10 protein-coding genes are annotated in these 11080 nt (G+C 52.7%); 4 read left to right on the forward strand and 6 right to left on the reverse strand.

Translation table 11 applies throughout. From position 1 onward, the window contains the following. Positions 1 to 30: 30 nt before the first annotated feature. Together NSU18_RS09785 and NSU18_RS09790 are read right to left on the reverse strand one after the other, a co-directional pair. Positions 31 to 591: a CueP family metal-binding protein gene (locus NSU18_RS09785; protein WP_341020123.1), complete on the reverse strand. Its 561-nt coding sequence runs from the start codon at positions 589 to 591 to the stop codon at positions 31 to 33. A 30-nt stretch (positions 592 to 621) separates the two neighbouring features. Beyond that, a complete protein-coding gene (locus tag NSU18_RS09790) occupies positions 622 to 2616 on the reverse strand; it encodes a Na+/H+ antiporter (RefSeq protein ID WP_341148891.1) in 1995 nt (664 codons plus the stop codon). A gap of 263 nt (positions 2617 to 2879) precedes the next feature. Between NSU18_RS09790 and NSU18_RS09795 the strand changes: the two genes are divergently transcribed. After that, the gene (locus NSU18_RS09795) at positions 2880 to 3545 is read left to right on the forward strand and encodes a hypothetical protein (RefSeq protein WP_341020120.1); all 666 of its coding nucleotides are present in this window, start codon (positions 2880 to 2882) and stop codon (positions 3543 to 3545) included. A 452-nt stretch (positions 3546 to 3997) separates the two neighbouring features. Here NSU18_RS09795 and NSU18_RS09800 read toward each other — a convergent pair whose 3' ends face one another. Both NSU18_RS09800 and NSU18_RS09805 read right to left on the reverse strand, forming a co-directional pair. Beyond that, positions 3998 to 4726, reverse strand: a complete 729-nt coding sequence (locus tag NSU18_RS09800) for an HAD family hydrolase (RefSeq protein WP_341148892.1) — start codon at positions 4724 to 4726, stop codon at positions 3998 to 4000. A 172-nt stretch (positions 4727 to 4898) separates the two neighbouring features. Beyond that, entirely contained in the window at positions 4899 to 5156 is a 258-nt protein-coding gene (locus tag NSU18_RS09805; RefSeq protein ID WP_036721536.1) for an AbrB/MazE/SpoVT family DNA-binding domain-containing protein, read from the reverse strand. Between the two features lie 385 nt (positions 5157 to 5541). Here NSU18_RS09805 and NSU18_RS09810 point away from each other — a divergent pair, with 385 nt between their 5' ends. The 3 genes from NSU18_RS09810 (at position 5542) to NSU18_RS09820 (ending at position 7181) form a co-directional block, all read left to right on the forward strand. Beyond that, positions 5542 to 5961 carry a MarR family winged helix-turn-helix transcriptional regulator gene (locus tag NSU18_RS09810; RefSeq protein ID WP_341020118.1) on the forward strand — a complete coding sequence of 140 codons (420 nt, stop codon included), beginning with the start codon at positions 5542 to 5544 and terminating at the stop codon, positions 5959 to 5961. A gap of 258 nt (positions 5962 to 6219) precedes the next feature. After that, the gene (locus NSU18_RS09815; RefSeq protein WP_341020117.1) at positions 6220 to 6855 is read left to right on the forward strand and encodes a hypothetical protein; all 636 of its coding nucleotides are present in this window, start codon (positions 6220 to 6222) and stop codon (positions 6853 to 6855) included. 17 nt (positions 6856 to 6872) lie between these two features. Continuing rightward, entirely contained in the window at positions 6873 to 7181 is a 309-nt protein-coding gene (locus NSU18_RS09820; RefSeq protein ID WP_341020116.1) for a hypothetical protein, read from the forward strand. A 108-nt stretch (positions 7182 to 7289) separates the two neighbouring features. Here the strand turns inward: NSU18_RS09820 and NSU18_RS09825 are convergent, their stop codons facing one another. Both NSU18_RS09825 and NSU18_RS09830 read right to left on the reverse strand, forming a co-directional pair. After that, positions 7290 to 9386 (reverse strand): glycoside hydrolase family 36 protein, encoded by a 2097-nt coding sequence (locus NSU18_RS09825; RefSeq protein ID WP_341148893.1) that lies wholly within the window; start codon positions 9384 to 9386, stop codon positions 7290 to 7292. 294 nt (positions 9387 to 9680) lie between these two features. Next, entirely contained in the window at positions 9681 to 11006 is a 1326-nt protein-coding gene (locus tag NSU18_RS09830) for an ABC transporter substrate-binding protein (RefSeq protein ID WP_341020112.1), read from the reverse strand. Positions 11007 to 11080 lie beyond the last annotated feature (74 nt).

Raw genomic sequence — 11080 nt, forward strand, 5'->3', positions numbered from 1 at the left:
CGGCTTAGGCAGAATCAGGCCTGCCAACCTTTAACTGAGCTGCATACTTGTAAGACAGGTATCGTCACTCTCAAACGTGGAGATCTCGGACGTAGCCTCTTTGCCCTCATGAGTAATGGTCAGCTTGTAGTTCTGATCACGCGGCAGCCATAGGTCGATGAAGCCGTTCGGCTGGGATTTGACGGTCTGGTTCATGATCTCCTTACCGTCCGCGTCTTCGACCGTTACCCCAAAGGATTGGCCAACCATCTCTCCCTGGCAGCCGGTCAGGCTGTGGGTGGCACAGGGATGCGTCTTGTCCAGATAAGGAGCGACCGATAAGAAAAATTCATCCTCCGGCAGCCCATAGACTGCTTCGTTAGAACCGCCGTTGTCCACGATCAGCTGGGTCGAGGTAATCGAAGCGGACTCCGCCGTTAAGGTGCGTGAGCTGAAGTCAGCGACCATTTGCTTGATGTCCTGACTGGCAGACTGGCCGCTGCCCGGAGTCGTGGCAACCTCCGTTGTCTTCGTTCCCCCGCTTCCCGTGTACAGGTAGATTCCCAGCGCTGCAATAACTGCACAGGCAGCCGCTACTATTTTATTGTTCATACTATAGATTCAGCTCCTTGTAGATGGCATTCAGCCCATTTCTTCCCGCAGATCATGCTCCATGAACAGAATATCACGTTTCATTTCCTTCATGCTAGCTCTGGAGATCCGTCCGGCCTCGAACATCAGCTGAATGTTGTCACGCTCCAGCTGAATCCCCGCGCGGGACAGCTCGTGCAGCGACTCTTCGAACTCCCGCTTCGTAGCAGAGATAGACTCCTGACGGGTCAGTCTGAGCCGCCCCCGCTCATAACGAAGAATCAGGGAGCTGATTACTTCAGGCTCCATCTCCCCCGTATTCTGCAGCTCTCTCAGCTGTTCAAGCACGTAAGCGAAAATCCCGGACTGCAGCCGGTTCGATTCCTCACGCCGCTCCTGCGCGTTTAAGCGGACCTGCTGGATGACACCTGTGATTTCTTCCCAGCTTTTGAATGGAATCAGGTCATTCTTGTATTGCGGATCACGGGTGTATACGAACAACTGCCGATTCAGCCTGTTCAGATAGCGGTAGGCCGTGTACGGGTTCACCTCGTGCTGCTTGAGCGCCTGCATGATGTATTCCCGCTGCCACTTGAGCGCTGTCACCCCAAGCTTCCGTTCCATTTCCTCAGCGTCATCATTCTTCTTCAGCAGGCGGATTCTGGCATTGTAGGTGCCGGTCAAATGATTCAAAGCCATCCGGGACTGGGACTGATCTGTCGCCTGCTCTTGCAATCCGGCAACTACGTTGCGCAGAATTTCGATTTTGGCCTCGGCCTCCTCAGCATTATGCTCCGCTTCATGAGCTGAGCCAAGCAGCAGCGGCAGCAGAAAGTTAGACGCCAGCAGGGTCCACAGAATGACACCCGCCGCCAGGAAAATAATCAGGTCTCGCGCGGGAAAGTAAGAGCCGTCATCCAGGAAAAACGGCAGTGACATCGTACTCGCCAGGGTAATCGTACCTCGAACCCCCGACAACGTGAGAATGAGCGCCTTTTTGAATTCCAGCTTCCAGGGTCCGCGCGGCTCCTCGCCTTCGGGAATATCCATGACCAGCATCCAGATCAGCCTCAGACCGAGGACAGCAGCGGTTAATAGCAAGGTATACAGGATAACCTGGACATTGCCTATATCCGGATTGTTCCAGACCGTCTTAATAATCTCCGGCAGTTGGGTACCGAGGAGCAGGAACACCAGACCGTTCAGGACAAAGATAATGACCGCCCAGGTACTTTTGGACACGACGCTCAGCTTGGCTACCTCAGGATTCATCTGCTTGTAGCTGAAGGAATGGGCGATCCCTGCACTGACCACTGCCAGAATGCCATTAACCCCGAGCTCCTCAGCAGCCATAAAAATAGCAAACGGCGTCAGGATCTCAATCAGCATATGTAACGTGACATTCTCCATCCCCAGCCTGCGCAGCCAGCGGACGATCCCGTATTTAATGAGCGTGAGCACAAGGCCCAGCACCACACCGCCAAGCGAAATGGAGATAAAGCTCAGACTGGCCGTTTTGAAAGAGAAGGCACCTGTAACCATAGCCGCGACTGCAAATTGAAAGGATACCAGACCCGATGCGTCGTTAATCAACGATTCTCCTTCGAGAATTTGCATCGTCTGATGGGGAATTTTCACTTTTTGCTCCAGTGCGCCCACAGCAATCGCATCCGTAGGAGCCAGTGCCGCCGCCAGCGCGAACGCAGCCGCCAGAGGCAATACCGGCAGCAGCCAGTGCAGGAAATATCCCAGCACCCCTACCGTTAGAAAAACCAGCCCCAGTGCCAGCAGCAATATCGGCTTTTTCAGCTTCCATAAGGCCACTTTATCGGCAAGCCTGCCGTCATTGAACAGCAAGGGGGCAATGAATAATAACAGGAACAGCTCCGGGTTCAGCTCCAGCTCGAAATGCAGGGGCAGCCAGGTCAAGGCCATGCCCAGTGCAATCTGAATAATCGGCACGGAGAGCGAGGGGATGAAGCGGTTCACCAGATTAGACAGCGACACGGCTGCCAGCATCAACAAAATATACTCAAATAATTCCAATCGCACAAACCTCCATCTCTGCACTTGCGTGTGCAGATACTAAATTACGTTATGTATGTAAACTCAGTATAAACGATCTGGGAGGAAATATCCTTTTGGCGGCTGTTATAGATTACGAATAAACGGGTAATGTCCAGACATCGATAAACCATTTATTGCCACCTGCGCAGGTGCCAGCGTATAATTAACTCAGACGAAGAGCGTCCCAAGCCATCGCTGGCAGAGGGGCGTTCTTTTTTTGTCAATATGAAGGGGGAATACATATGGAGTTTGAAAAAGCGCATCAGCTGCTATTGGACCGGCATTTGTCAATCCGATCAGGGGAGCGCAGAGGCCGGCTGTCACGGGGACACCAGTATGCTGAGAAGCTGATGCTGCGCAATGTCTGGTGGCCGCTATTCGGCAACCTGGATGACCTGCACCCTGAATATGAAATCTATGACTGGAACCGTAAATCACAGTTTCTGGATGTCGCCTTTCTCCCCTCCTACGGGAAATTCGGTCTGGAATGTGACGGTTATCAGAGCCATGTAAAGGATATGGACCGGGAGAAATTCAGTTACTCGCTTAACCGTGATACATTCTTGAGCGGAATGGGCTGGAGAATCATCCATTTCTCCTTCGATGATGTACAGAACCGCCCGGAAATCTGCAGGATGCTGCTGCAAATGGTCATTACCCCTGCCTTGCTCCGTAACCCGTCCGGGCAGTCTCTCTTACCGCTGGAACGAGAGATCCTAAGACTATCCTGGAGTCAAAAGAAGGGCTTACGCCCCAAAGATGTGATGCTCCAATACGATGTGAGCTTTCGGACAGCGCGTAAACAGCTGCAGGAGTTGGTCCGTAAAGGCTTTATGCGCCCAGTGATCCAAAGCACTTATGTATGTTATTACGAGCCGGTAGAAGGATTATCCGATTGGTTTCTGTAGTGATTGGGGTTATGGGGAGCTCGCCCGCTGAGGAGCAAAGTAGGTTTGTTAACTAGTTTAGAGTAGATTAGTTGGGTGAGCTGTGAGCTAGTGAGGGGTGGGGTGAGGTGAGGTGCGGATGCCGAAGGCAAACTGAAAGTGTTGCAGAAAGTGCAACTTAGCCATCCAGATACCAGAGTGTGCGGCAGAATTGTTGCAGGAAATGCAGGAAACTCAACGTTAAGTTACTTAAATGCAGAGTAATCCTGCTTTTTGTGCAACATTTGCCGATTGTAGTCTCTCAAGGAGAAGGTATGTTGCATTATGTGCAGGAATTGACCTCTAACAGGAAAAACCGCCCTCACCCTTATAAAAGATCGGGCGAGGGCGGACATTGCCTACCTTATTAAAGTTTCTTCCCAGTAGTAAAGCTCACTCCTAGCTTACTCCTTGCTTATTCCAGGTACGCCGGATTACAGCTCAGCAGCAACGCTGTTATCACACAACGCAATCAGTTCATCGAACGATGAGATAATGACATCCGAGCCCTTCAGCTCATCCTGCCGCCCGAAGCCGGCATAGGCACAGCCGATAACGGTCTGTCCGTTGCCCTTGCCCGCCTCTACATCGGAGGAACGGTCCCCGACCATCCAGGCGCTGCCAATCTTGTGATTGTCCAGCAGAAGGCCGAGTAGCTCGGTCTTGGTTGCCGTGCCCGAGCCGCCTGCGCTGTACAGCCCCTCGAACAGGTCCTTCAGCCCGTGCACGACTACTATGCTATGAATATAATCCTCCAGCCCGTTGCTGGCGACGAACAGCTTCACTCCGCGCGCATGCAGGGCACGCAGCGTCTCAACTACCTTAGGGTACAGGACCGTCCCTCCGGCTTCCAGCCCCTCAATCTCCAGCTGCAGGAGCAGCTCATCCGCCCGGCGGTGCACCGCCTCATCCGCTTCCGGCATTACGTTCTTCCAGATATCTGCAAGCAGCATGCCCAGACTGCCCAAGATGCGCTCCTCGGGCGGAGTCGGGCCGGAATGCAGGCCTTCTTCCCGCAGGATATCGAACATTTTATGATAGGCGGGCAATAACAGGCTTTCTGTCTGGAACAGCGTACCATCCATATCAAATACGATGGCTTCCGGCTGGTTTAAGTTCGGCAGCGGTCTGTTCCCCGCCTGTGTCTGTTCTTCGTTGCTCATGAGGTGAATCATCCCTTCCCATTGTTCTTCGGTCACACGACCTAATGATATAGGAAGCAGCTGATGTTGTCTACGAACCCCTAATTAGAGAAAGGGACCACAGTGCAAACACATGGAGTGCTTACACCGCGATCCCTTCTGTTCATACTGCATACTGCCTCAGAGCCTTAACTTATACGTTGTCGAAGCTTGAGATCAGTTCATCGAGAACATCTTTGCTGACCATTTTACCCTTGAAGTTGATCAGGTTCTCGGAGCTTCCGGAGAAGATGCAAGTAGGTTCATATTTTCTGAGAATGATCTTTTCGCCGTCCACAAAAATTTCGAGCGGATCCTTTATGTCAATTCCCATTGTTCTGCGAAGCTCAATCGGAATCACAATACGTCCCAGTTCATCTACTTTTCTTACTATGCCAGTTGCTTTCATCATTATGCATCCTCCCTTGAAATAACACTTGGATCATCATTGCGTGTTAAAAGCTATCAAAGCTTCTAATAAGTAGAAATGATTACTCTATAATTGCATTGTAAAGTGCTATTTCTTTCCTGTCAATTTTATTTCTACATCTTTTGATATTTATCGACAAAAAATTCGACAAAGTTTAGAGTTTTTTCGACAAATCTATAACCGAAACCGTTTTATATCCATTTTATTCTTTTCATTCAATTTTTGCCCGATATTCTGCGGGGGCATGGCTGATGCGGTTCTCCTCTTAGCTTACGGCTGCTCCTTTGGAACTATGCTCTTCCTTTACTTGACAAGAAAGATATACAATCTATATATTTTACGTAATATACTATATTGGAGTGTTTCCATGAGCAAAGAAGCTGAGAAAGAGAAAGCCGTCTATACCGTCATGGAGCATATGGCCAGTGTGCAGCAGAAGTCACAGGCGTTCATAGACCGGATTACGAAAAAAGGGTCCCTCTCACAGAATCAGATCATGCTGTTGTTCCTGCTGCAGCTCACCGGCTCTCTTAACATTACGGATATCTCAGAGCGGCTAGTCATTACGCCGGGAGCCGCTTCGTTCATGTGCGATAAGCTGGAGGATCTGGGATACATCGAGAGACTGCGCACGAAGGAAGATCGCAGAGTCGTCAATATTATTCTCACCGGACCAGGCAAGCAGCACATCCTTTCTCTGTTTGACACCTTTGCACTCACTGACCTCAGCAAAATCTCGGTGGCCCTCCAGCGAATTGATGAGCTGGTGGGCGGAATGTTAGAGTAACACCGGGGGCTATACTTGTTTGCGAGCACAATGTATACTGTTTTTCACATACATTCGGTCCATGTGCCAGCTTGCGAGAAACTATAGTTTCCTAATATACGGACAAACTGCATTTCCCTTAGGGAAGTGCAGTTTTTTTGTTGTACGAGCCGCAATTCAGGCGAAACCTGATTGTTGCGGTTGATAACATATTGATTAAATATTTCATTTAATATATATTATAGATACTAAAATATTAAAATGGCGGTGAATAAACCTATGTCTGCACTGAACCCGACACCTGCGCCCGATAAACCTCTTAAAATCAATGGCTCCCGAATCTGCCGGGGAGATCTGGACGCCTCCCATGTGGAGGTGCTGGGCCACCTGCATGTCAGCGGGAGCTTGACCACAGCGCGCCTGAGGCTTAGAGGAGAATGCTCCATAGGGTTGTCTTGCAACACGCAGGAGCTGAGCAGCTTCGGCAGTCTTCGCGTTAATGAACTCAAGGGCGTGAGCATCACGTCCAATGGATACCTGTCTGTCACCGGTGAGGCTGCCGGAGAAGAATTCAAGGCTGAGGGCTGCGTTCGTATAGACCGCTTGTCCTGCAGGGGCACCATCCGTCTCAAGCTGGGGGCCTTGTGCAAGATCAGACACATGACCTCTGAAGGTGATATTATCGTGTCTCCCTCCTCAAGGCTGCTCCCTGTTCCGCTCAGCCCTTTCCGCAAGCTGCGCTGCGAGACCATTGAAGGGGCTGATCTCACCCTGTACCGGACGCATGCAGACCTTGTGTGCGGACAGAATGTTACACTCGGACCGGGATGCTCCATCCGGGAGATCCGTTACCGGGACACGCTGACCATTCATCCCCTTTCCCGGATAGGCAAGATTATTCAGATAAATACATAACGATGGAGGTACACGACATGAAAACTTCTTCCTCTGGTGCAATGCCCAACCTGCTGAACTATCTGGCAAAAGGATTCGTCCTCCTCTTTGCATTGCCCGTACTGGGCGTCTGGACGGCCGGGAGCTTCATCTGTGCCATCATCGCTCCAATAGCGGGAATACTGCGGACCTTCGGAGTCAGTGCCATAGGGATGAATCTGCCCCCCTCCTATTCGGTCCCGGCCTTTCTCAGCTTGCCCTTCAGCCTGGTTCTCGCGTTCCTCCTTCTCTTGTCCTTTTATTACACCCGCCGTCTGCTGCTGAAAAGCCTAAGCTTCATCAAGTAGCAAGAAGGGGTATTTCAGCAGCCGTCCCCCGGTGCAGAAATACCCCTTCTTGTATACAAATGCCCCCGTATCAGCTGTTCAACCTCTCCTTGGCACGTGAAGCTGACCCTAGGAACGAAGCTCGAAGAGCCTCGCAGTCTTGCCGGCGGGCAGCGTAACGGTCAATCTGCCTTCCGCAGCGTTCCAGCTCCACTCCGAACCGTGTGCCTCAGGATACGCACACCGCGCCTCCGCCTCACGGCCCCTCAGCTCAGGAACGGGCAGCGTGACTCCAGCCGCTTCTCCGGCAATCCGCCATACAGCAATATAGCGGATATCTCCATGGCGCAGGCCGAAGCTGACCCATTCCCCTCCACTATCCGGCAGACCGAGCGGCCAGAAGGCGAAGGCTTGCGGAATGCAGGCACGGATAGACTTGTAATAATCCAGCGCCTCCTTCACCAGCGCCCGGCGCCTTGGCGTTAGCTCGGCCAGATGGCCGCTCTGGTGCACGCGAAGCAGCAGCGAGTTAACCATATTGAAAATGACCTCTTCATCGTCGCCTTCGCGCAGCGGATACGACCAGACCGCCGATTGCTCGGGAGTCAGTGCAGCCGGAGAGCCTGCGGCAATGGCAGCATACTTCACATAATCCTCCTGGTCACTGGTGGACTGGATGCTGTGGCGGCTGAGCATGGCGTAATCCATCCGCATCCCGCCGCTGGAGCAGTTCTCAATGACGAGCTGCGGATAACGGGCGAAGATGCTGTCCAGCCAGGCCAGATACGCGCGGTTATGCTGCAACAGGCCGTCTCCAAAGCTGTCTGCCTCCGTCTCCGTGCCAATACCTGCATTGATGTTATAGTCCATCTTGATATATCCGACGCCGTATTCCTCAACCAGCCGGGCAATCACGCTGTCGGCATGCTTGATGACCTCCGGATTACGGTAATCGAGCTGATAACGGCTGCGGTCCTTGACCCGCTTGCCATGGCGCATGAAGAACCAGCTGTCATCGGTCTCCGCAAGCTTTGGACTGTTGATGCCCATCACCTCCAGCTCCAGCCACAGACCCGGAATCATCCCCTTGCTGCGGATCACATCCAGCACATACCTGATGCCTTCCGGGAAGCGCTCAGCCGAAGGCTCCCACTCCCCGACCCCGTCCCACCATTCACCGGGAGCATACCAGCCTGCGTCGATGCAGAAGTATTCACAGCCGACTTCGGCAGCAGCATCAATCAGCGGCAGAAGCTTCTCCGTTGTCGGGCTTCCCCACAGACAATTCATGTAATCGTTGAAAATCACCCGCAGCAGCGCATTATCCTCATTCGGTCTGCGGATCAGCCGCCGGTATGCCGTAAGCTGCTCTGCCGCTTCGCCGAACCCGCCCTCTACTACACCTGCGGCCACCGGCACGGAGGTGAACACTTCACCGGGGGCAAGCTTCAGCCACCAGTGGTTGTCATGCTCCGTAGGCCCGCTGACCAGAAGTGTAAGCTGATCGGCCTGATCCGTCAGCTCCCAATGCCAGGAGCCGTTATGTTCAATCTGCCAGAACAGGCTGCTCCCGCTCTCCTGGTTGTGCAGTACGGCCATTGGCAGCAGCTCTGCCGCTGACCAGGACCCGGTATTGCTGGCGGCAATCCGCTTCGAGCCACGGTCGGCGAGATGGGACATGCCCAGCTCTGGAAGACTGTAGCTCTTCCATTGCAGCTCGCTCTGCCACCCGCTGTGAGCAATACTAACTTCAATCTTATCATTTCGGTCGCCGCTGCCCTCTTTGTCTACTCCAGTGAGTGCGAATGAAGAGATATACTCCACAGCCGCTTCTGTGTCACCGTCATTACTCACCACTGTCCAGGAACGTACAATCTGCACACCGGTATAGAACTGATAATGCTGTACCGCCTTCACACCTGTCAGCGGGTCAGCCAACGTAAGCTCCAGCTTCCGGCCCAGCGGATTCACCGTGTCCCTATGCCCGTCATACACCATCCGTAATCCCGGATAGGATGCGCGGTGTGTCCGCCCGTGATATTCCGCCCGGTCTTCCCCTGACAGCTGCAGCTCCAGCAGCCGGAAGCTTGCCTTATGCTTCTCTTCTATGCTCCCGGCTTCCAGCGGCGCTGCGCCAAAATGCAGCAGCCGCACATCCTGCTCCCCGGTAATTTCAATCGTAAGATAAAGCCCGTTCTCGGCTATGTCTATTAGCCTGCTGTCCATGTGTATTTGGCCTCCTGACAGATAATGTTGTCCTCGGTTTCTTGGTTTCTTGGTTTTCTGCCTCACCTGATATTGAGGCCATCTCTTCTGTTCGTAACTGCTGATTTCCAGCGGTGCTCGTGTAAGTGGCGAAGTAACGGAGGGAGGTTTGGAATTGGAGGAGCGGCAGCGGCCGGAAATCCAAAGCTCACGCAGTTACGTCCAGCCACTTACACCCTCCCCCGCCTAACAATCCGCGTTACATAGAAAGATGGCCTCTCAGCAATCCTCAGAGGCCATCATTAATCCTTATTTTTATTCCGCAGACCCGAATTGAATCCAGGCCTTCTGAATTTCATCAATCGCCTGATCCTTCGTCTTGCTGCCGCCGATATAAGCCTGCATCAGCTCACCGAATTTCTGGTGGAACGTATCCAGGGAATAGTTCACCGACAGGTCGCCGGATTTCTCCGTCTTCAGGATTTCTTCCATTTCCTTAGGCATTTGCAGGTCAGGCATCGGAGCATCCTTGATTGGAGGTATAACCTTCGCTACGTTAGAGAACCAGCTTTTCCCGTAGTCGGAAGTATACAGCCAGTTGAAGAACTCAACCGTTTCCGCTGCTACCGCAGAATCCTTATTGATCCGCAGTGCCTGGTCGGCACCGGTGATAATCTGGGACTGCTCCGGTTTGTCACTGACAGGGTACCCGGCGATGCCGAGGTCAAAGTCAGGGGTGATTTTCTTAATCGCTTCTTCATCCCACGCGCCTTTACCGGTCATGAATGCTGTTTTGCCCAGGGCAAAATCACTGACCTCAGCATTGCTGTCGCGTTCAAGCGGCTTGTCGGTTCCGTGCTTAACCGTTGTATCAATGAAGCTGAAGAAGTTATCGCTCAGCACCGGATGATCCTTGAAGGTCGTCTTCCCGGCAATGAAGTCCGCTACGAGCGTCTTGGCATCGGTTCCGGCATCGGTCGCTGCGGCGTCTACGAAGTGCTGGAAGATATGCTTCCATACCCACCACTCTTTGTAGGCGTTGGCGAAGGGTGTGATGCCCTTGGCTTCAAGCTTGGTGATCGCATCCTCCATTTCAGCAGTTGTCTTAGGCACTTGCGTGATGCCGGCATCCGCCAGCAGCTTCTTGTTGTACATAAGGACGAACAGGTTGCCCTTCACCGGCAGTCCGAGGACTTTGCCATCGGTAGAGCTCATGTTCGAGCGGACGGCATCCGTCATCGCTGCGGCCAGCGGCTCATTGGTCAAGTCAGCGCTGTATTCGGCAAACGTATCGATATCCCCGCCCGCCGTGGTCTGGAACACATCCGGTGTGCTGCCGGCGGCGATCTTGGATTTCAGCACCGTATTGTAGTCTGCCTGCATGATCTCCAGATTGATCGTAACATTCGGCTTCACCTTCTTGTATTCCGCAATATAAGCATTGAAGGCATCCGTGTATTCGGGAGAGGCGGTGAACATATTAATCGTGACGGGCTTGGCGGAATCCGTTGGTGTATTGCCCGCCCCGGCTGTTCCACCCGTGTTGTTAGCGGCATTATTAGTGTTATTTCCGCCGCAGCCGGCCAGCAGTCCGCCCACCAGCAGCAGACTCGCAGATAATGCCATGAATCGTTTTAACATGATGTTGCCCCCTTTTTCCTTATGCATCTTGTGGTCTTGCTCATCATTCTAAATAAAAAGAAAAAGGATAAGAA

The sequence above is a fragment of the Paenibacillus sp. FSL H8-0048 genome (assembly GCF_038002825.1).
GTDB lineage: Bacteria > Bacillota > Bacilli > Paenibacillales > Paenibacillaceae > Paenibacillus_AQ.

What these genes read in the sequence shown, in the direction of transcription:
- NSU18_RS09820 (WP_341020116.1), top strand. Translation starts at nt 6,873, where the DNA reads ATGAAAACTTCTTCCTCTGGTGCAATGCCCAACCTGCTGAACTATCTG.
- NSU18_RS09830 (WP_341020112.1), bottom strand. Translation starts at nt 11,006, where the DNA reads ATGTTAAAACGATTCATGGCATTATCTGCGAGTCTGCTGCTGGTGGGC.
- NSU18_RS09805 (WP_036721536.1), bottom strand. Translation starts at nt 5,156, where the DNA reads ATGATGAAAGCAACTGGCATAGTAAGAAAAGTAGATGAACTGGGACGT.
- NSU18_RS09810 (WP_341020118.1), top strand. Translation starts at nt 5,542, where the DNA reads ATGAGCAAAGAAGCTGAGAAAGAGAAAGCCGTCTATACCGTCATGGAG.
- NSU18_RS09785 (WP_341020123.1), bottom strand. Translation starts at nt 591, where the DNA reads ATGAACAATAAAATAGTAGCGGCTGCCTGTGCAGTTATTGCAGCGCTG.
- NSU18_RS09800 (WP_341148892.1), bottom strand. Translation starts at nt 4,726, where the DNA reads ATGAGCAACGAAGAACAGACACAGGCGGGGAACAGACCGCTGCCGAAC.
- NSU18_RS09795 (WP_341020120.1), top strand. Translation starts at nt 2,880, where the DNA reads ATGGAGTTTGAAAAAGCGCATCAGCTGCTATTGGACCGGCATTTGTCA.
- NSU18_RS09825 (WP_341148893.1), bottom strand. Translation starts at nt 9,386, where the DNA reads ATGGACAGCAGGCTAATAGACATAGCCGAGAACGGGCTTTATCTTACG.
- NSU18_RS09815 (WP_341020117.1), top strand. Translation starts at nt 6,220, where the DNA reads ATGTCTGCACTGAACCCGACACCTGCGCCCGATAAACCTCTTAAAATC.